23 protein-coding genes, 1 tRNA gene, 1 rRNA gene and 1 pseudogene are annotated in these 20,929 nt (G+C 36.9%); 19 read left to right on the top strand and 7 right to left on the bottom strand.

From position 1 onward, the window contains the following. From MHI39_RS07280 to MHI39_RS07320, 9 genes are all read left to right on the top strand, one after another. Positions 1-417, top strand: coding sequence for a hypothetical protein (locus tag MHI39_RS07280; RefSeq protein WP_342540977.1), 417 nt, complete (start codon positions 1-3; stop codon positions 415-417). Next, a complete protein-coding gene (locus MHI39_RS07285; protein WP_342540978.1) occupies positions 417-833 on the top strand; it encodes a hypothetical protein in 417 nt (138 codons plus the stop codon). Before MHI39_RS07280 ends, MHI39_RS07285 begins: the two co-directional genes overlap by 1 nt. Then, positions 817-1,482, top strand: a complete 666-nt coding sequence (locus MHI39_RS07290; protein ID WP_342540979.1) for a hypothetical protein — start codon at positions 817-819, stop codon at positions 1,480-1,482. The genes MHI39_RS07285 and MHI39_RS07290 overlap by 17 nt, the downstream gene beginning before the upstream one ends. Continuing rightward, positions 1,482-1,658 (top strand): hypothetical protein, encoded by a 177-nt coding sequence (locus MHI39_RS07295; protein ID WP_342540980.1) that lies wholly within the window; start codon positions 1,482-1,484, stop codon positions 1,656-1,658. The genes MHI39_RS07290 and MHI39_RS07295 overlap by 1 nt, the downstream gene beginning before the upstream one ends. A gap of 47 nt (positions 1,659-1,705) precedes the next feature. After that, positions 1,706-2,044 (top strand): hypothetical protein, encoded by a 339-nt coding sequence (locus MHI39_RS07300; protein WP_342540981.1) that lies wholly within the window; start codon positions 1,706-1,708, stop codon positions 2,042-2,044. Then, positions 2,028-3,767 carry a hypothetical protein gene (locus tag MHI39_RS07305; protein ID WP_342540982.1) on the top strand — a complete coding sequence of 580 codons (1,740 nt, stop codon included), beginning with the start codon at positions 2,028-2,030 and terminating at the stop codon, positions 3,765-3,767. The genes MHI39_RS07300 and MHI39_RS07305 overlap by 17 nt, the downstream gene beginning before the upstream one ends. Continuing rightward, positions 3,768-4,208: a DUF2577 family protein gene (locus tag MHI39_RS07310; RefSeq protein WP_342540983.1), complete on the top strand. Its 441-nt coding sequence runs from the start codon at positions 3,768-3,770 to the stop codon at positions 4,206-4,208. Positions 4,209-4,303: 95 nt separating this feature from the next. Beyond that, positions 4,304-4,705: a hypothetical protein gene (locus MHI39_RS07315; protein WP_342540984.1), complete on the top strand. Its 402-nt coding sequence runs from the start codon at positions 4,304-4,306 to the stop codon at positions 4,703-4,705. A gap of 136 nt (positions 4,706-4,841) precedes the next feature. Further along, positions 4,842-4,914: transfer RNA gene (locus MHI39_RS07320), tRNA-Ala, on the top strand. Positions 4,915-5,178: 264 nt separating this feature from the next. Here MHI39_RS07320 and MHI39_RS07325 read toward each other — a convergent pair. Beyond that, a pseudogene (locus MHI39_RS07325) lies at positions 5,179-5,409 on the bottom strand (hypothetical protein). Between the two features lie 105 nt (positions 5,410-5,514). Then, entirely contained in the window at positions 5,515-6,060 is a 546-nt protein-coding gene (locus tag MHI39_RS07330; protein ID WP_342540985.1) for a hypothetical protein, read from the bottom strand. A gap of 813 nt (positions 6,061-6,873) precedes the next feature. Here MHI39_RS07330 and MHI39_RS07335 point away from each other — a divergent pair. Both MHI39_RS07335 and MHI39_RS07340 read left to right on the top strand, forming a co-directional pair. Then, positions 6,874-7,170 (top strand): transposase, encoded by a 297-nt coding sequence (locus tag MHI39_RS07335; RefSeq protein WP_342540986.1) that lies wholly within the window; start codon positions 6,874-6,876, stop codon positions 7,168-7,170. A gap of 53 nt (positions 7,171-7,223) precedes the next feature. Further along, a complete protein-coding gene (locus MHI39_RS07340) occupies positions 7,224-7,832 on the top strand; it encodes an IS3 family transposase (protein ID WP_342540987.1) in 609 nt (202 codons plus the stop codon). Positions 7,833-8,157: 325 nt separating this feature from the next. Here MHI39_RS07340 and MHI39_RS07345 read toward each other — a convergent pair whose 3' ends face one another. Then, on the bottom strand, positions 8,158-8,793 hold the full coding sequence (locus MHI39_RS07345; RefSeq protein WP_071977799.1) for a hemolysin III family protein: 636 nt from the start codon (positions 8,791-8,793) through the stop codon (positions 8,158-8,160). A 479-nt stretch (positions 8,794-9,272) separates the two neighbouring features. Continuing rightward, positions 9,273-9,527, bottom strand: a complete 255-nt coding sequence (locus MHI39_RS07350; protein WP_058006820.1) for a hypothetical protein — start codon at positions 9,525-9,527, stop codon at positions 9,273-9,275. Between the two features lie 694 nt (positions 9,528-10,221). Here MHI39_RS07350 and MHI39_RS07355 point away from each other — a divergent pair. Then, a complete protein-coding gene (locus MHI39_RS07355; protein ID WP_071977801.1) occupies positions 10,222-11,430 on the top strand; it encodes an MFS transporter in 1,209 nt (402 codons plus the stop codon). A 107-nt stretch (positions 11,431-11,537) separates the two neighbouring features. Here the strand turns inward: MHI39_RS07355 and MHI39_RS07360 are convergent, their stop codons facing one another. Next, a complete protein-coding gene (locus tag MHI39_RS07360) occupies positions 11,538-11,723 on the bottom strand; it encodes a YjfB family protein (protein WP_071977802.1) in 186 nt (61 codons plus the stop codon). Positions 11,724-12,168: 445 nt separating this feature from the next. On the opposite strand from MHI39_RS07360, the gene MHI39_RS07365 reads away from it, so the two are divergent. The 5 genes from MHI39_RS07365 to MHI39_RS07385 all read left to right on the top strand — a co-directional run bounded on the left by MHI39_RS07365 (position 12,169) and on the right by MHI39_RS07385 (position 16,820). Beyond that, entirely contained in the window at positions 12,169-13,335 is a 1,167-nt protein-coding gene (locus MHI39_RS07365) for an ABC transporter substrate-binding protein (RefSeq protein WP_071977803.1), read from the top strand. Positions 13,336-13,401: 66 nt separating this feature from the next. After that, positions 13,402-14,283: a branched-chain amino acid ABC transporter permease gene (locus MHI39_RS07370; protein WP_071977804.1), complete on the top strand. Its 882-nt coding sequence runs from the start codon at positions 13,402-13,404 to the stop codon at positions 14,281-14,283. Between the two features lie 14 nt (positions 14,284-14,297). Next, a complete protein-coding gene (locus MHI39_RS07375; RefSeq protein WP_209391884.1) occupies positions 14,298-15,311 on the top strand; it encodes a branched-chain amino acid ABC transporter permease in 1,014 nt (337 codons plus the stop codon). Between the two features lie 2 nt (positions 15,312-15,313). Next, positions 15,314-16,090: an ABC transporter ATP-binding protein gene (locus tag MHI39_RS07380; protein ID WP_342541428.1), complete on the top strand. Its 777-nt coding sequence runs from the start codon at positions 15,314-15,316 to the stop codon at positions 16,088-16,090. Between the two features lie 4 nt (positions 16,091-16,094). After that, positions 16,095-16,820, top strand: a complete 726-nt coding sequence (locus MHI39_RS07385) for an ABC transporter ATP-binding protein (RefSeq protein WP_078111426.1) — start codon at positions 16,095-16,097, stop codon at positions 16,818-16,820. 190 nt (positions 16,821-17,010) lie between these two features. On the opposite strand, the gene MHI39_RS07390 is transcribed toward MHI39_RS07385, so the two are convergent. Further along, on the bottom strand, positions 17,011-17,700 hold the full coding sequence (locus MHI39_RS07390) for an MgtC/SapB family protein (RefSeq protein ID WP_058006827.1): 690 nt from the start codon (positions 17,698-17,700) through the stop codon (positions 17,011-17,013). A 99-nt stretch (positions 17,701-17,799) separates the two neighbouring features. On the opposite strand from MHI39_RS07390, the gene MHI39_RS07395 reads away from it, so the two are divergent. After that, positions 17,800-18,714 carry a DMT family transporter gene (locus tag MHI39_RS07395; protein ID WP_058006828.1) on the top strand — a complete coding sequence of 305 codons (915 nt, stop codon included), beginning with the start codon at positions 17,800-17,802 and terminating at the stop codon, positions 18,712-18,714. Positions 18,715-18,781: 67 nt separating this feature from the next. Here the strand turns inward: MHI39_RS07395 and MHI39_RS07400 are convergent, their stop codons facing one another. Then, entirely contained in the window at positions 18,782-18,955 is a 174-nt protein-coding gene (locus MHI39_RS07400; RefSeq protein WP_158022253.1) for a hypothetical protein, read from the bottom strand. A gap of 323 nt (positions 18,956-19,278) precedes the next feature. Between MHI39_RS07400 and MHI39_RS07405 the strand changes: the two genes are divergently transcribed. Next, a 16S ribosomal RNA gene (locus MHI39_RS07405) occupies positions 19,279-20,831 on the top strand. Positions 20,832-20,929: the final 98 nt, after the last annotated feature.

Genomic DNA, 20,929 nt, shown 5'->3' on the forward strand with positions numbered 1-20,929 from the left:
ATGCGGATCAATCCGCAATACGTGACGTTTGCTAATGTAGCATTTTACACAAAGGAAACCGACGCTTTCGGCGTAGGTATCGAACTAAGCAAAAAAGCAAACGTCGAAACGCCGCGGGAAACTTACGCAATAGCAAGCCTTTACTTGCCGCGTGAGGAATATTCTTCAATTAAACAAACGTTGCCGCGGGTGTTTATTGAGACTTTCGCATTTATCCCAAACACCGACCGTTTAGTTATTTTCAACTCAACTTCTCCGTATTTTCGGCACAACCTCGGTCAAATGGAAAGGAAAGCAGGCGTTTATAGTGGCGGGGTTGCGACGAAATTTAGGCAAGTTCAAAACGTTAGTACCGAGTCGGTGTCGCTCGCTATTGATGCGGTAAGGCGCCGAAGTTCAATTACGGAGGTACTATGATGTTTGCGGTGGTTAATATCGAACAATTAGAAACAAAGAGGTTTATAGTCGTCAATATTTACGATGACGAAATGGGCTTTCTTATCGATCAAGTAATTCGACCGTTTGAGTCTTGCGAGCAGGTCATAGAAGTTTTGAGAGAAGTCGGCACCTCGCACGTTTGGACAAGTGACCGCCAGTTATACGGTTTGTTGCTTCAAACAGTGGGTATCGGGGCGGAAATAAAACATCATGACGATACGAGAGAAACACGACAAGTAATTGAGGGACAGAGGGAATTATTAACGGAACTATTCGACATACCGCCGATGAAGCCTAAGCCGAAATTACCGAGGTGGAGGCGTTGGTTGTACGTAGTACTAACGAAATTTATAAACAAAATAGGGGGCAACGGAAAATATGACATTGGAATTTGAATTGTATGAACAGTATAGAAAAGAGCAGCAAACTATTAAGGAATCTCATCGGCAATTTATGGTTCGTGAACAAGAAGCTTTAGAAAAGTATACGGAATTGAAACATAAGTATCAACGAACACTAGAGGAATCCGTTAAGGATGGAAAGGACCTCACTGCCGATTTAGATAAGTTGGACGAAGAAATTCAAGAGGCGAAAAAGTTGTATGAACGACGAAAACAAGAGAGACTAGCGAGCAACACAATTAATAAAGGGGCTACTAAAAGGGTTGATATTCTAAAAGCATTTAGGGGAGAGTACACGCAGAAAGTTCAAAACGAAGTATTACCGTCAATCTATGATCGTGTGAATTATGCTCGTGATTTAATTTTATCGGCATTACTTGATTTGTATAACGCAAGGGACGAATATGACGGCATTACGGCGGAGATTAAAGAAATTTCGTTGGCGGCAAAGGAATCCGGAGAAACCCCTCACCATTTATATATTTCGAATCCAGTATTTAGTAACCATAGTGATTTCGAGGGACATCACGAAATAGCGAATATAGTTAGTCGATTAATTACGGAAACTAATAGAACAATCCGAGACAAAGAACTTCCATCTAATGCAACATATATCGCAGATTTGAAAGGGGTAAATAAATAATGACAAAACATTTTAGCTTACGCGCTGCAGAACTTAGGGAGAAGATTGCCAAAGGAACTTGTGAAGTCGGCGACTTAACTATTGCAGAAGAACTCGCAATGGAAACTCGTAAACTCGAACATTTAGCTTTATACGGACAATTAAAAAGAGAACTAATAAGTAAAGAAAATGAGTAACGGCACCTTAACGGTGCCTCTTTAATTTAAGCGAAAGGGTGAAAGGGATGGATGAATTTTTACGAAAAGCGCGATTGCAGCGAATTAGCCAATTTTGCAGCGATTGGGTCAAGTTCAGCGGAACAATGAAACGAGGACGTATTCCTAAAAGACGAGTGCAACGCTTGAAGGAGTACACTCTTTTTTTCGAAGGATGCAAGCAAGATGATGAACTTGGACCGGTAGCTGAAAAGTGTCTAACGCTAATAAGCAAACTCGACGATTACCGAGACACATTCAACAAAGGCGAAAACTTTGACGAAGTACAACGACAAGCTGACGTCATTATCGGATTAGTAAACGATATAGAACGTCTAATGGGGAAGGTGTTTGAAAATGGCATTTAACCTTCGTGCGATCCTCCGTTTAGAGGACGACAACTTCTCAAAAACAATGCGGAAAATCGAGCGTCAAATGCGAAAGACTGAAAGTATCACGAAGAAAATGTCCGAATCTAGCGGTCAACTAAGCGGCGCAATGAGTAGCGTTAGAAATTCGGCAACGTCGTCCGGATCGGCAGTTAATAAATTTGGTGGTAGCGTTATTAGGGCGGGGAGGTCGGCAGACACTTTCCGCGATTCAACCGGCAGACTTCGTGACGCAATGGGGCGTTTTGTTAAAGACGCGAATCGTATGGGACGTGTTAGCGATTATACAGTTAGGTCTTTAACAAGTATAGGAAACGGTGCGAAATTCGCCTTTCGAGGTTTAACGAGTTTAAAAACGGGCTTTCTCGGCATTGCGGCTGCGGCGGGCGGTGCTTATACGGCGGTTAAAATTTTCAAGAGTACCGTTGGTGAGGCGATGAAATTCGAGCAATCAAGTATTATGATTGACGCCATGTTCGACAACAAGAAAGTGTCTAACGAGTATAAAGATATGATGCAAAAAATGGCTATCGATTCGCCGCTACTTAACTCGCAAGACATTTTCGGAAACTCGAAGTCGTTTATTATGTTAACGAAAGATAATAAACAACTTAAACAAATGTGGTCATTAGTCGAAAGGTTAAACGCCATTGACCCGGCACAAGGCGTCGAGGGTGCCGTATTTGCTTTGAAGGAGTTATTCTCCGGCGATGCAAAGTCGCTACAAGAACGATTCGAACTTGACCGAACAACACTTAAAGGAATTAAAAATCTACCATTAGAAAAGCAGATAGTAGAACTAGATAAATACTTTAATAGAATGGGGATTACACAGAAGTTAATTGATGACATGGGGGATTCAACACTCGGATTATGGAATCAAGTTAATGAGCAGGTCGAACTTGTATTACGTAAAATGGGAGAACCTTCGCTTAAAGTATTAAGTAACTTCTTTGAAAACATCCTTAAACGATTGCAGGACGGGGACTTTAAACAATTCGCACAAATCGGCGGTCGCATGATTCAGAGTATTATAAGTGGATTAACCACGGGTATTCAAAACGTGTATGAATGGTTTACCGGTATAACATCGTCGCCGGAATTTAAGGAAAAAACAAGTCTAGCCGCAAAAGTAGGCTTTGTTATTGACGACCTTTTCGGCAAATTTAAGACTTGGTTGAAAGATAATCAAAAAAGAATTAACGAAATGACTAAAACTTTAATTGAAACTATTTCGTCAGGCCTTATCGCTGCGCAGCCTATTATCGTAGAAACTGCCGAAGTGATTGGTAGTGCTGTTGGTAGTGCGTTAGTTTCAAAAGCTAGTAAGCAGCTTCAAGACTGGAATAAAACTAAGATAAAAGAAAGTAAGTGGATGCCTTATCCGGTTAAATGGGGAATGGAAGTCGGGGAATTTATAGAAGATAAACTACCTGGTGGTAAAAAGAAAAAGAAAGAGAAAAAAGGTAAATCTCACGCCAGCGGACTTGATCGCATTCCTTATAACGGATATCAAGCGACACTTCATAAGAACGAGCGTGTTTTAACTCCGGAAGAAGCGAAGTCATACCGTAATGGCGGCGGTGGAATTAATATCGCAAAACTAGCCGACCAAATTATCGTAAGAGAAGATGCTGACATTGATAAAATCGCGGAGGCACTTTACATGAAAATAAACAGTGCATTGGAGGCGGGTGCGTAAGTGAAAAAGAAATGGCTTAAACGCGAAGGTGGTATATATGATAAGTTTGGTCAGATGATTCGCGAAACAGGCTATTCAAAGCCGGTAAACATCGAACTCGCAACGGTTGTCGAAGCGCCTCCTAATCTACGTCTAAAACTCGACGCGGACGGTTTGGTGCTAGAGAAGGAAGATTTAATAGTTGCGCAATCTTTAACGAAGCATGAGCGGAAAGTGTCGCTTAAAAGTTCGAGCATCGGCGGTGCCACAACGCCTGCTGGCGTCGGCGGTGCCACAACGCCTGCTGGCGAAGGACCGCATACTCACGGCTACGAATCTATCGATATTCAAGAAGGTATATTGACGTTTGAGGACGAACTAGCGGTAGGCGACCGTGTTATCGTCGTTTGCTTAGACGAAGATATGATTTATATCGTACTAGATAGGGCGGTATGGTACTAATAGGCTCGGCGTAATGCCGGGCAATTTTTTTGTTTTGAAACTTCCTTTATACATACTCGTAGTAATACAATAGAAGAAAACGGGGAGGGGTTTTGGTGAAAAAGGATAAAATATTACTTATTGGAATCGCACTCGTAGTAATTATAGGTTTAGCGTCATTTTTCAATCTCGGACAAAAGGAAAGTCCGGTATCAGCCGAAGGTATGTCCGAGGAACAACGCGCCGACTTTGACGAAAAAGCAATTACGACCGGGTTAAAAGATTACCTAGACGCGGCGGATTACGAAAAGATCGAAAAAATAAAAGTCGATCACAAGTACAAATCGATAGAACTTCACGCCTTAATGAATAAATCGGACCAATATTCGAGTAAAAGGGGCGGCGAATTAGCGTCCGCACTCGAAAAATATATAGACGAAAATACCGCGAAACTAACTTTAGACGAACCGTATACAATCATGGTAATGGGTCGCGACGGGCAGAAGTTGAATAAATAACGTGTATGAAAATACGTCACTTTTTGCGAAAATAGTCTTGTAGCGTTGCGGTGCTATGCGGTATAATAGCGTTACCGAAAGAGGAATCGGACAGCGAGCGAGTGCTTTGCGTCTGACTTTACGGATATTATATCGAGGGGCATTAGCTCAGCTGGGAGAGCGCTACGCTGGCAGCGTCGAGGTCAGGGGTTCGAGCCCCCTATGCTCCATAAAAAAAACCTTAGAGCCACATAGGTTCTAAGGGTTTTTTATTTTTTCTAAACATGAAAATTTTGTATTTATTGACAAATTGGTGCCGAAATGAAATTTTTGCTATTTTTAAAACGCATTTCATACTTGTTTTAGAACATTTAGTATTATTGGAGGAACTTGGATAAGTACATAACCAAGTCCTGCATTTTGAATCATGGTCATTAAAAAATCTATGTTTTATTCAACAATTGCGCCCTTTAATGGAATAAATAGCTTATTAATTAAACTAACTCTTTCATAAATAATACTCTGTCTTGATTTGATCCATCATAGTCTATATTGACGGAAAAATCATTTATTGTTTTATCTCCCTTTTCAACAACGAAACTTGTATTTGTAAAATGGTCAAAGAATAATTTCGGTAACTTATCAGACATTTGCCTTCCTCACCACTTATTGATTAGTGGAGATATTACATAGTAGTTTGACCCTTTCACTAAACGTATTTTCATCTTTATTTTCCTTTAGTTTTAATTTGAAAAGAGATGATTCGTAAATAAAGCGCTTGATAGTCTAAAAAACTTGTAACCATTATGAATAAAATAATTAAATAACTGCTATCGAGTTGAGCCTGAAAATTCAATTTGTTTTCTTTCTGACTTCTTTACCCATTCACTTTCATTCCAAATATTTGGGTTGTCAATCGTTAGATTTTCTCCACGCACCAGGAAATCATAACTATCTTTGGCACCAGTATACCAATCGACAATAACTAAATTCCCGTTTACATTACGTACGAGAAATTCAGTGACTTCACCATAACTACCTGTAGTCTTATTAATTTGTACAGGTAATTTTAAATAGAGAAAACCTCCATCCACATCATCAGTATACTCCACTTCCCAAGTGCCAATATCAAGATTTTGCACCTCATTAGAATCAGTAAATTCTGAATGTAAATCATATTGTGATTGAATTTTTATTTGCATATACTGTTTAAGGTTATCGTTTTCGATAAATGTATCCAATTTAATGTCTGAACCGTTCCAGATCGCTTTATAATAGTCAATCAGCGCTTTAACACACATCTCATAAGCGGTTTCAGAATCCTGAACAATTACTTTCCCTTCTCTCTTTGCTACATACACGGGTGTGTAATACATTTTGCTCTATGATAGGTGTAATTTCTGTGTTTATTGAACTATCTGTGCTGCTATCTCCCGAGACTACAGACGTATTTTTTTCGTTATTACTATTTGTTATATCTGAACTACACCCAACTAATACAAGTCCAATTGCGAATAAAAGGATAATGCATCTTGTCAAAATATCAGCTCCTTTCCTATTAGACGGTAATTACTTAAGGGAAGTTACAGCCCTTTCTCAATTTCAAATGATCTTTATGTTTATGCGTTTAATACACTATTTGGACATATAGTGATACTATTTCGATTTCGTCTATCTGCAACTGATTCTATCGCAATATTTGCTTCATACGTTCAGCATTTACCATTGAACTTGATAAAAACATGCTTTCCGCTGCTACTATTTCTTGAACACGATAGCAGTACCGAGCGCCGAGGCAGCCGGTACAAAGAGGTCGCCCGAGGGTGTCTCAACTTTTAATATTAAAATAATCCATTATAAGAATGAGATATTGAAGTAAGGTAACTTCGGTTGTGAACAAATATGTGAAAATTTTACCATTAATTGACTAATACTGAAGATATTAAAAATTTGGAAGCAAAGTTGAAGTAGATTGAAAAGGAAAGTGAATTACACAATCCATAAACATAATTTAGAATAGATTATGAGTGAATAAAAACCCCTTGAGGAATATGGAATATTTGATTGTTTCTCACAAAAAAATTAACATCACGATTCTACATAAATAGCCCTTCTTAATTGATATGATTCCCTAATAGTAGACAGAAAAAAGAAAGCACATTAATGTCTACTATGGAGGGGATTTTTTTATGGAGAAAAAGCGAAAAACTTATGATATAGATTTCAAGAAAAAAGTGGTGGACCTCCATCTAGAAGAAGGAATGGGTTATAACCTTATTGCTAAAGAGTTAGGGATAGATAAAAATCAAGTAAGAAGATGGGTGAACTACTTTAATAATGAAGGAATGATGGGACTTGAAGAGAAACGGGGGAAGTCTAAAGGAATCGGTATGGGCAGACCTAGAACTCTTTCAGAAGATCCAGAAACTAAAATAAAATTACTTCAAGCAGAGAACGAAATGCTAAAAAAGCTCTTAGAAATGTGAAAGGAGGAATGGATGAAGTACCTTAGAAAAAGAAGTATCAGGTGATTCAAGATATGGCTGGAGGAGATTTCTCTCTCCAATTATTATGTAAGATTGCAGGAGTTTCAAGGAGTGGCTATTATAAGTGGGTTAAAAGGCAGTCATGCCCTTCTCCAAAACAATTAGAAAATGAAGAGATCAAAGAAAAGATCTTAGAGTGTCATAGAAAATTAAAGGGTATTTACGGATATCGAAGAATACTAGTGTGGTTACGTTTAACTTATAATCTGTGCATCAATCATAAACGTGTGAAACGTTTAATGAATGAACTTGACATTCGCGCAAGAATTAGACAGAAACGACCATACTACGGAAAAAAGGAAGCTTATATTGTTTCAAACAACCATTTAAATAGAGCTTTTCAAGCTTCAAAACCTAATGAGAAATGGATTACAGACATTACATATCTTATTTTTAATGGGCAAAAACTCTATCTTTCCGTCATTATAGATTTATATAACAATGAGGTAGTCGCTTTCCAAATTAGTAGTAGAAATGATTTAAAATTAGTAGTAGATACACTTAAGAAAGCAATAATGAAACATGAATCCTCCTTCATAGTGATCAAGGATTTCAATATACATCGCGTTTATATCATCAACTTCTTAAAAAGAATCAGATGAAACAGTCTATGTCTCGGAAAGGGAACTGTTGGGATAATGCATGTATGGAGGGCTTCTTCAGTCACTTTAAATCGGAATGTTTTAATCTCTATTCTTTCCGAACAGCTGCAGACGTTAAGTTTGCCGTACAAAAATACATACGATTTTATAATCATCAGAGGTTTCAAAAGAAATTAAATAACCTGAGTCCTTATGAATATAGAACTCAGGTTATTTAGTGGTGCTTACTTAGTACTGTCTACTTGACAGGGGTCACTCCAAATCGAGAGGGGCTATTACTTATTCAACTAAGCGTACTATACTGTTTTAAAAGAGATTTAATTAACTATAAATATAATAATACTCCGAAAAAGTGACATGCACTACCAGCAATTACAAAGACATGCCATATGGCATGATGATATTTAAATCCTCTCCACATATAAAATATGGAACCAATACTATAAATTAACCCACCTGCAACTAAAAGTACGATTCCTGTTATACTTAAATTTTGTATAATTGGCTTCCAAATCACTATAATGGACCAGCCCATTAATAAATACAAAATAGTTGAAGTATATAAATATTTCTTAACAAAAAAACACTTAAATACTGTACCCAGAATGGCTAAACCCCATACGATTCCAAATATCGTCCACCCTTGCCATCCTTGGACAATGATAAATAAATAAGGTGTATACGTCCCCGCAATAAAAAAATAAATTGCAGAGTGGTCTAATATTTCAAATATATCTTTTGCCTTGCCTTGTCTGAGCGAATGAACAAGTGTGGACGAAATATATAAAAACAACATTGTAATGCCGAAAATGCCAAAACTTACAATATGCATTTCGCTTCCTTTAATACTTCCAAATATGATTAACAGAACTAATGCTACTATACTTAATATTGCTCCTATACCATGTGTAATTGAGTTTGCCAATTCTTCTCCCTTAGAGAATGAATGAGTAGCTGCCAAATTATCATTTCCTTTCAATACTAAAATTCACATAAAATTGTAACTTCCTAATTAATATTGACCTATCAAATAAAAAAAATGCCTTATCTTCCTTTCGCCCTAATGATTCCTAGAGCGTAGAAGTGTGAATTGAACTTATTAAAAAGTCAAAATTAAAATTTATTCGTGGTAATGGATAATTGAATGGATAAATCTTAATTGAGTTATGTGGAATAATGAATGGATTTTTTTAATAGAAAGATGGTACTATTTAATTCTTTTATAGTGTGGTTGAGTTCTTTACAAAAGAATCGTGAATAAAAAATATTACAGTAAGTATAACATGTGAGTAGATTAAAAACAAATTAGATAAATTGAATTAATCAATAAATTTTCCGTAATAAGTCGCGAATGTAAAATGGTCAATTTGTTGTCTATCTATTTCCACTACTGCTTCCCACTCATTTATAGATTTTTTCTATATGGAGAGAGGTCTTTGTTTATTTCACAAGATATAAATTTCTATTCTTATATAACTTCTGAACTTCTTCAGTAATATCAATTGTTTCCTCATAAATAACTTTATAAATTTGCACCTCTTTATTACCATGTTCCTTTTTGAATTGTTTAATGTAAATATAAGCATATTTAGCAGCATCAACAGCACCATTGAAAGGTGTTAGAGTGGAGAAACTGCCACCTTTTTGATAATATTTATCCTCTAACTTTAAATATATATCTATGTTTATGGTCATAGTATTCACCCCAGATTATTTAATCTTAGCTGTTCTCATTATACCGTTGATACAGGCAATAATATAGAAGAAACGAGATAAAAGGGATTGTTGACGAATTGTTGACTAAACTTGTCAACAACCTTCCTTTTCGTTCCTTTTGCTCCTATACACGATTACGAAAACAATTTTAATCAAGTCTTATTCAAAGTTAATCTCAAACCATCAAAAATGAGTGGCTACGCTGGCAGCGTCGAGATCAGGGGTTCGATCCCCCTATGCTCCAGTTTTTTATTAACGATATTGTTTCTCGTTTGTGAGAGACAATGTCGTTTTTTATTGTGTATTTCTTGGATAAGAATCTGTTATCTGTGATAATCTGAGTAAATTTACAAGTTAGGCGGTTACTCGTTCTGTTATGTCTTGTATGACAATCACTTTGTATTAGATAACTCAAGAGGGTATTCGTATGTCATTTGTAAATCAAACTGTGACCTGTCATCCTATGAATTTTAAGATAATATGACTGATTTGTTTAATGGCTAGAAATAAATCACTCTACAACTAACTATTTTTGATAAGGAATGAAGTTGTTTTAATTAACAATATTGTTCTCTGTAATAAATCCGAAATAATAAAATAATCATTTAATTAGCCAATCGAAATAATTTTATGTAAAATGTAAAATGACAACTTAATAAGAAGGAGGACATCCATGAGTTTAAATAATGAAGACCTTCAGATGAAATCAGGAAAGGAAAAGATTTGGACGAAAGATTTTGTATTAATTTGTCTAGCTAACTTTTTTATTTTCCTTGGTTTTCAAATGACATTACCGACAATTCCTTTGTTTGTCGAACATTTAGGAGGTAATGATCAACTAATTGGATTTGTAGTTGGTATTTTTACATTCTCTGCATTACTTTTACGCCCTATAGCTGGTCATGCATTAGAATCAAAGGGGAGACGTTTTGTATATTTAATAGGTCTTGCCATTTTCGTACTATCGGTCGGTTCTTTTGGCTTTGCATTTAGCATTGCTTTTTTATTTGTATTACGAGTTATCCAAGGGGTAGGCTGGGGATTTTCTACAACTGCTTCGGGAACTATTGCCACTGATTTAATTCCTCCAAAAAGAAGAGGAGAAGGAATGGGCTACTATGGTCTTTCCGGGAATTTAGCCTTGGCATTTGGACCATCTCTCGGTTTAGCTTTGTCTGGGGTTTTATCCTTTCAACAGTTATTTTTTATTTGTGCTATTTTAGGATTAGCTGCTTTATTATTATCATCAAGAATTCGTTATAAAAAAGTGGAAAAACCTGTAGCTCAAACACAAACGGTTAAATGGGACTTTTATGAAAAATCTGCATTACCACCGTCTTTATTATTATTTTTTATTACCGTTACTTTTGGCGGAATAGCATCATTTCTTCCTTTATATACTGCTGAAAAAGGAATTTCTGGTATTCAATGGTACTTCCTTATCTACGCATTAGCATTAATGTTAACAAGAACATTTGCTGGAAGATTATATGATAAAAGAGGACATCGTGCCATCTTTATTCCAGGAGCAATACTGATTGTATTTGCGATGATTCTATTAGCATGGCTCCCAAACACGTATGTATTATTTATTGCTGCCTTTCTTTATGGTTTTGGATTCGGCTCTGTTCAACCTGCTTTACAAGCATGGTCGATCGATAAAGCGTCGAAGAATCGTAAGGGAATGGCGAATGCTACCTTCTTTTCATTTTTTGATTTAGGTGTCGGAATTGGTGCCATGGTTTTTGGACAAATTGGTCATATGTTTGGATATGGCAGTATATATAAAACAGCAGCAATCTCAGTAGTTATTTCAATTATTTTATATATGATTATGCTGAGAAGAGAAAGAGTACATGTGCAGGTCGGTTCGGTTAAATAAAAAGATAACAAAAAAAATGCAAAGGGGATAATTATATGGTTATCCTCTTTGCTTTTTTTTACTGAAGAAAAAATTTAATTAGATCAATACTTTATACGAAAACAGCCTTAAATACTAATATCGATTGTATTACCAGTTGTCGGATGTGGAGCAGGTGCAGATGTTTGTAATAGTTGCACTAATCCCTCCATTTGCGTTTCCGATTGATCCATGACTTTCTTTGTTAACGCTAGGCTAATGTTTTGTTGTAATTGTGCTTGGTGCATCCCAATTGACATAGCTGCAATATCCATCGTTATTCCTCCTTAAATAGAAGTATAATTTAATTATATCATTAAAATCTATCTTAATTGGACTTTTTTCCTTTTACATCCAAATGATAAGCACGACTCTATGATAGAGTCGTTTTTTTTGGCTTTTTTCTCAAACATTGTTGCTATTTAAGTTAAGTTATAACTATTAAATATCGACTGAGGATCGCTACACGTATCATTTTACTGAGAAAGAGCTGCAATCTTTATAAGAACAGCTAGAATCTTTCATTGGGAGTAAAAGTCGGCAGTTGTGCTTTTATAAAAGCAACAAACTATACGAAAACAGCCTTTATATATATTGGGGTGAACATAATTTCTTATTACGATGAATAAATTTAGTTGTAGATTGGACAAATCATGCTATTAAACTTCATTACTCATAAAAGAAAACTTTAGACGATTATGGAAAAAGGAGGTCGGAAGTATGAAAAAGTGGTTGATGGGATTGATGGTTGTTTTAGTTGCTTTTGGGATGAGTGCATGTAGTGAAAAATCAGCAAGCAGTGAAGATACGATTAAGATTGGAGCGGTGATTGATTCTTCAGGTGGTTCGGCACCTTTAGGAAAAGGTGAAGAGGAAACATTAAAAATGCTTGTTGAACAAGTTAATGAGGAAGGAGGAATTGGAGGAAAGAAAATAAAATTAATCTCGATTGATTCCAAATCCGATCAAAATGAAGCTGTTTTAGCAACTAAAAAATTAATTGATCAGGAAAAAGTTCAGGCAATTATTGGGGGAACGATTAGTGGAAATAGTTTAGCAATGATTCCGCTAATTGAAAAAGCAGGAGTTCCATATATCTCTTTAGCTGCAAGTAAACAAGTCAATAACCCTGATGATGGTTCTTCAAGAAAGTGGACTTTTAAGACGGCCCAAGGGGACGATATTGTTATCCCTAAACTCCTGGAATATTTAAAATCCCAAGATTTAACGAATGTTGCATGGTTAGGTGTAGCCAATTCCTATGGTACTAGTGGACATGAGGAGTTTGAAAAGTTGGCCCCTGAATACGGGATTCAAGCCATTGTAGAGGAAGAATTCGAAGCAACGGTCAATGATGCAAAAGCAATGTTAACCAAGGTTAAGAAGGAGAACCCTCAAGCAATAATTGTTTGGGGAACAGCAAAAGAATCAGCAGTTATTACGAAGAATATTCGAGAATTAGGTATGGAGCTGCCGATTATTGAAAGTCATGGAATTGGTTCAAAAGATTTTATTGAATTAGCTGGAGATGCAGCAAATGGGGTCATTTTTCCTGCAGGAAAATTATTAGTAGTCGATGAACTTGCAGAGAGTGACAAACAAAAATCGACACTACTTAAATATAAAGCTGCGTTTGAAAAGACATATAATAAGGAACCAAGTACATTTGGCGGGCACACATGGGATGCCTTTCACATTTTAAAAATAGCTCTTGAAAAATCTAAAGGTGATAAAGCAAAAATTCGTGATGAATTAGAAAAAACACAGAGTTTTATTGGAATATCCGGCGAATTTAATATGACAAGTGATGATCATAATGGTTTAGGGCCAGATAGTTTAATAATGGTTAAAATTGATGATGACGGGAAATGGAGCATCGGTGAATAAGTACTAAGTCAGGACAGGCAAGGAGATAATTTATCCTTGTCTGTATTTCGAACGGGGGAATTGAGGATGGATGTTTCGAGCCAAATCATTCAACTAATCTTTTCTGGTTTAACTATAGGGAGTATCTATGCGTTAATTGCTATTGGATTTGTTTTAACGTACAACATGACCGGAGTTTTAAATTTTGCACAAGGTGAATTCGCGATGCTAGGTGCTATGATTGCCATTTCATTTTTTTCAATGAAGGTTCCAATGCTTTTAGCTATTATTTTAAGCATTTTGATCGTTGCGTGTATTGGTGGCATATTTGAGCGAGCTGCTATTTATCCAGCTAGAAATGCTTCCTTACCTACTCTTATTATTATTACCATTGGTGTAGCCATTGCATTTAGAGGTCTAGGGATCCTTATTTGGGGAACCCAATCAAGAGCGCTACCGGCTTTTTCAAAAAATGATCCGATTACTATGTTAAATGCGGTAATTTTACCACAAAGCTTATGGGCAATAGGAATTTCCTTAATAAGTTTCCTTGTAATGTTTTACTTTTTTAATTATACCCTTATTGGAAAAGCAGTAACAGCTTGCGTTGTCAATCGGTTTGCTGCGCGTTTAATGGGGATTAAACCGGAGTTTATGTCATTTATATCAATTATTATTAGTGCAGGACTAGGTGCCATTGCAGGAATTATTATTGCACCAATATCAGGTGCTTCGTATGATATGGGATTAACATTGGGGATGAAAGCTTTTGTTGCTGCAGTAATAGGCGGCTTAACTAATGCCCCAGCTGCAATCATTGGTGCCTTTTTAATCGGATTATTAGAAGCATTTACAGAGGGGTTATGGTCAAGTGGATATAAGGATGCAATTAGTTTTGCTTTATTATTGCTTGTTTTATTTCTCATGCCTAATGGGCTATTTTCAAAAAGATCAGGAAAAAGAGTCTAGGGAGGGTGTTACGCATGGGCAATCTTTTACATTATATTAAATGGATTATTTTAGTTGCCGTCATTATTATTTTACCCTTCATCTCGAATTCATTTTTCCTAAGTATGATGATACTTATTGGCTTATATGCATTGGTAGGAACAGGATTGACAATGTTAATGGGATATGCAGGTCAAATCTCTTTGGGGCATGCTGCTTTTTATGGAATTGGTGCTTATTCAACCGCAATTATAACTGGAACATATGGCTTGCCAAGTGTAATTGGAATTATTGTTGGTTTGATCATTGCAGGGATTATTGCTTATATCATCGGTCACCCGACATTAAAATTGAAGGAAAATTATTTAGCCCTTGCTACATTAGGGTTTGGGATTATTATTTTCACTTTTTTTAAAGAGTTTAAAGGATTGACAGGGGGACTTAACGGTTTTTTTGGTATCCCCATGTTCAACGTATTTGGATTTCTCTTTGATACGGACATAAAGTTTTACCTATTAACCTGGATTCTTGTACTGCTTGGAATTATATTTGCAAATAATATGATTCAATCAAGAGTTGGTAGAGCGTTACGTTCGATTCATGGAAGTGAAGTGGCAGCTAGTTCTATTGGGATAAATATACAAAAATATAAGCTTCAAGTATTTGTGTTAAGTGCAATCTATGCCTCGATTGCAGGTAGCTTATATGCACATTATATTACATTTATTAATCCAAATCTTTTTACAGCAATGGAATCAATCAATTTTTTAATTATTGTCGTTATAGGTGGATCTGCTAGTGTTTGGGGTGGTGTCATTGGTGCAGCATTATATGTATTTTTAAGTGAATGGTTAAAGGAAATTACCCCAACTATTTTTCCTAATGTGGGTGGGGAATTTCAAATCATTTTCTTTGGTTTATTAATTGTAGTGATGTTAATTTTTATGCCAAAAGGATTTATATCTCTATTAAAAAAGCTAGGGGATAAAATTAGCTTTTTATTTAAAAGTAGAAATAAAGCGATCGAGAATCAAACAGGAGGTGAATAATGATGATTTCTGATCCAATTTTGGAAATTAAGGGGCTGACCAAATCATTTGGGGGAGTATTGGCGATTAATAATGTAGATTTTCACGTTAGTGAAAAGGAAATTGTAGCGATTATCGGGCCAAATGGAGCGGGAAAAACTACTTTATTTAATATGATAACAGGTGTGATCCCCCCCAGTTCAGGTTATGTAACTTTTTATCGTAGAAAAATTACACGTATGAAGCCATTTCTTATAGCTGCAGAAGGTATTACAAGGACCTTCCAAAATCTGCAAATTTTTGAAAATATGAATGTGGTTGATAATGTAATGACGGGAACGCATATACGATTTAGAACAGGGATTTTACATGCTGGTTTTAGGTTACCACATGTAAAAAGGGAAGAAAGTCAAGTATTTGAAATTGCAATGGAATGTTTAGATATGGTTGGTATTCGCCATTTAGCATACGAGGAAACGAAATCATTACCATATGGAAATCTTAGATTAGTTGAGATTGCTAGAGCTGCCGCAGCTAATCCTAAAATGATTTTATTAGATGAACCGATGGCTGGACTAAATCCGGAAGAATCACGCCAATTAGTAGAAGTTATTCGCCGAATGAGGTCTGATGGGATGACATTCTTATTTATTGAACATGATATGGAAACGGTCATGAATATTTCTGATCGAATCATTGTCTTGGATTATGGTGAGAAAATTGCTGAAGGAACACCTGAAGAAATCTATATGAATAAGAGGGTTATATCTGCGTATTTGGGTGAAGAGGTGGGGAGTTAACATTATGCTGAAAGTAAGGAATATTCATACGTATCACGGTTATTTACATGTGCTAAAGGGTGTTAGCTTCGAATTATCTAAAGGGGAAATCTTTGCGATTGTTGGTTCAAATGGCGCTGGAAAGAGTACATTATTAGGTACGATTTGTGGATTGTACCGTTCTAAAAAAGGAGAAATTCTTCTTGAAAATGAATCTGTAGAAGCACAAAAGGTTGAAAGCATGATTAAAAAGGGTGTCTGTCTTGTACCTGAAAGAAGACAAATCTTTGATTCATTAACAGTGAAGGAGAATATTCTATTAGGTGCTTATCATCGATATAAAAAAGAGAAAAAAGCTGTAATGAAGGAAATGGACCAGTGCTTTGAACTATTTCCCCAATTAAAGTCAATGGAGGAACGGCTGGGGGGATTATTAAGTGGTGGGGAACAACAAATGCTTGCCATCGCCAGAGGATTAATGGCAAATCCTAAATTAATGTTACTTGATGAACCCTCTCTTGGTCTAGCTCCATTAATTGTGAAAGATATTATGAATATATTAATACAATTAAGAGATAATTTCGGTACGACAATCATCCTAGTTGAGCAAAATGTTCAATCAGCGCTCAAACATTCTGATCGTGCCTGTGTAATGGAAAGAGGAGAGATTATAATTGAAGGTTTTTCAAAAGAATTACTTGAAGATGATCGGATAAAAGAGGCGTATTTAGGAAAAAGACATGTAGGTTAAATCATATTAAAGGAAGACTGTTTTCTTATGGAGAGTTTGGAGCACTTTTTTCAGAAGACACAAAGGTGTAGCGGCATTTAGCCGCGATCGTTACTCCTTAAAACTTTACTTAAATTAATAGCAATGCTTGAGAAAAGAGCCAATAGAAAAAAGCGGCTCATAATTTTGGAGAGCCGTTTCTTTCAATTTTTTAATATTCAATTTCTGTACTTTCAATCTCATTTAAACTAGATATAATATGGTAGATTTCAGTAGTTGGCTTTCTAAAGCTTGCTACAGCCCTTAAAATGATAAGATGACCTTCATTTTGAAGATCTTTAATTCTTATACCTTCAATTGTTATCTTATTGGCTTCGATTTTTTCTATTACTTTGTCAATATTCCTTTTATCCTTAACAATCAGTCTAAGCTGCAGATCCTTTTTCCTTAATTGTTTTGGACCAAATTTTGTTAAAATAGATGGAATAATTTCTACACTGATCATTAGTAAAATAACTCCTGCAGCTGCTTCATAATAAAAGCCTGCTCCCACTGCAATTCCAATTCCTCCAGCTCCCCAGATCATTGCCGCAGTAGTTAGGCCGGTAATATTGTCGTTTCCTTTTTTTAAGATTACTCCAGCACCTAGGAAACCGATTCCTGATACAATTTGTGCAGCAAGTCGTAATGGATCCATCTGGATAGGAACTCCATTTGAGTGAGGGAATTGATAAGCAGACTGAATCGAAACAATTGTTAAAAGGCAACTAATAATTGAGATTACAAGACTAGTTTTTAATCCTAACGGTTTCCTTTTTAATTCTCTCTCTAAACCAATTATTAATCCAAGTATTGCTGAGATACCTAGCTTAATGAATACATCTATATTTATAACTTCCATTCAATCCCCCTTTTCCCCTATAAAAAAATCAATGCTAGAAAATATTGATAAGACAATATAAAATAGTGAGTATATTTTATCATATTGAAGGAGAATTGTATGAACAGTCCAAAAATAAACCCTTATTTTATTTTAGTTATAGGGGTGATCACCGTCTCCGCATCAGCTATACTAGTAAAACTATGTACTTCTGATTCAGGAGTAATAGCATTTTATCGTCTATTCTTTTCGGTTATCATCATGTTACCGATATTCCTAATGAAAAATATAAAGGAATTGAAAGGGATAACTAAGCGGGATTGGATCTTTTCTATAATTTCAGGAGTATGCTTAGCATTCCATTTTATTTTATGGTTTGAATCATTAAACTACACTTCAGTTGCTAGTTCGACTGTATTAGTTACATTACAGCCATTATTTGCATTTTTAGGAACCTTCTTCTTCTTCAAAGAATCATTTTCTTTAAAAGCAATTTTGTGTGGTATTTGTGCTGTTGTAGGAAGCGTAATAATTAGCTGGGGAGATTTCACTGTTAGTGGAATGGCTTTGTTTGGTGACCTCTTGGCATTCTTGGCATGTATACTTGTAACAGCATATTTACTGTTTGGACAAAATGTACGTCAGAGGCTGTCGCTAATGACCTATACATTTATTGTTTATGCAATCAGTTCGATCGTCCTAATTATTTATGTTTTGTTTGCAGGAGAATCATTACTACCTACTAAACAGACTGATTGGATTTATTTTATACTATTAGCGATTTTACCAACGCTATTAGGTCATAGTCTTTTTAATTGGGTTGTTAAATGGTTGAGTACATCTATTATTTCGATGGCTATTTTATTTGAACCTATCGGTGCTTCTATTCTAGCGTACTTTATTTTACAAGAGAAAATTTTGTGGACTCAGATAATGGGTGGCGCAGTCATTATAATAAGTATTTCTTTATTTATTATCGATGAGAAAAAAAGTAAAGCAAAAGCATTAGATAAACATGCACTTCATGCACAATAGATTTATTAAAAGGGGTTATGAAATTACTATTATAATCCCTTTTTTTTATAAAGCTTTGAAATAAACTTTATCGAATAAAAAGATAGGTTAAACCGGAAAAAATAAATGCCATGATCATTGAAAGTAGAAATGTAGTTCCTCGTGGACCATGATGATTAGTTCGTTTTAATTCACTAATGAAAGAGTAAATGAATAAATAAATAGCCATTGAAAAAGAAAGCAATAATCCTAAAATATTCACACATTTACACCTTCCTTAATTTTTATCATTTTGATAAAATATATTTATTAATTGTACAAAGTATGTTTACGTTTTTATAAATTTAAATTTATAAAAATGTATTGCAATGATATTCTATCCATGTTATATTATTATTCGTCCGATACAGAAGAATAAAGAATCTCATTTAAAACATAAAAAAAGATGTTGACAGTGAATCGGATGGATGATAGAATATAAAAGTCGTCTTTTTGGAAGAAAAGATTGATGATTGATCTTTGAAAACTGAACAAAACGAAACGTCAATGATTTACTTTTATTTATAAAGAGCTATATCAAACATCTTTTTGGAGAGTTTGATCCTGGCTCAGGACGAACGCTGGCGGCGTGCCTAATACATGCAAGTCGAGCGAATCTGATGGGAGCTTGCTCCCTGATGATTAGCGGCGGACGGGTGAGTAACACGTGGGTAACCTGCCTGTAAGACTGGGATAACTCCGGGAAACCGGGGCTAATACCGGATAACTTTTTTCTTCGCATGAGGGAGAATTGAAAGATGGCCTCGGCTATCACTTACAGATGGACCCGCGGCGCATTAGCTAGTTGGTGAGGTAACGGCTCACCAAGGCGACGATGCGTAGCCGACTTGAGAGGGTGATCGGCCACACTGGGACTGAGACACGGCCCAGACTCCTACGGGAGGCAGCAGTAGGGAATCTTCCGCAATGGACGAAAGTCTGACGGAGCAACGCCGCGTGAGTGATGAAGGTTTTCGGATCGTAAAACTCTGTTGTTAGGGAAGAACAAGTATCGTTCGAATAGGGCGGTACCTTGACGGTACCTAACCAGAAAGCCACGGCTAACTACGTGCCAGCAGCCGCGGTAATACGTAGGTGGCAAGCGTTGTCCGGAATTATTGGGCGTAAAGCGCGCGCAGGCGGTTTCTTAAGTCTGATGTGAAATCTTGCGGCTCAACCGCAAGCGGCCATTGGAAACTGGGAGACTTGAGTGCAGAAGAGGAGAGTGGAATTCCACGTGTAGCGGTGAAATGCGTAGAGATGTGGAGGAACACCAGTGGCGAAGGCGACTCTCTGGTCTGTAACTGACGCTGAGGCGCGAAAGCGTGGGGAGCGAACAGGATTAGATACCCTGGTAGTCCACGCCGTAAACGATGAGTGCTAAGTGTTAGAGGGTTTCCGCCCTTTAGTGCTGCAGCTAACGCATTAAGCACTCCGCCTGGGGAGTACGGCCGCAAGGCTGAAACTCAAAGGAATTGACGGGGGCCCGCACAAGCGGTGGAGCATGTGGTTTAATTCGAAGCAACGCGAAGAACCTTACCAGGTCTTGACATCCTCTTGACCTCCCTAGAGATAGGGATTTCCCTTCGGGGACAGGAGTGACAGGTGGTGCATGGTTGTCGTCAGCTCGTGTCGTGAGATGTTGGGTTAAGTCCCGCAACGAGCGCAACCCTTGACCTTAGTTGCCAGCATTCAGTTGGGCACTCTAAGGTGACTGCCGGTGACAAACCGGAGGAAGGTGGGGATGACGTCAAATCATCATGCCCCTTATGACCTGGGCTACACACGTGCTACAATGGATGGTACAAAGGGCTGCAAGACCGCGAGGTTTAGCCAATCCCATAAAACCATTCTCAGTTCGGATTGTAGGCTGCAACTCGCCTACATGAAGCCGGAATCGCTAGTAATCGCGGATCAGCATGCCGCGGTGAATACGTTCCCGGGCCTTGTACACACCGCCCGTCACACCACGAGAGTTTGTAACACCCGAAGTCGGTGAGGTAACCTTTTGGAGCCAGCCGCCGAAGGTGGGACAGATGATTGGGGTGAAGTCGTAACAAGGTAGCCGTATCGGAAGGTGCGGCTGGATCACCTCCTTTCTAAGGAATATGGAAAACCACTTACGTGGTTCAGACGTCTTCTGTTTTGTTCAGTTTTGAAGGGTTAATCCTTTCAATTTTATAGAGGTGAATTAGAA

It is taken from the genome of Heyndrickxia sp. FSL K6-6286 (assembly GCF_038630395.1).
Lineage (GTDB): Bacteria > Bacillota > Bacilli > Bacillales > Bacillaceae_C > Heyndrickxia > Heyndrickxia oleronia.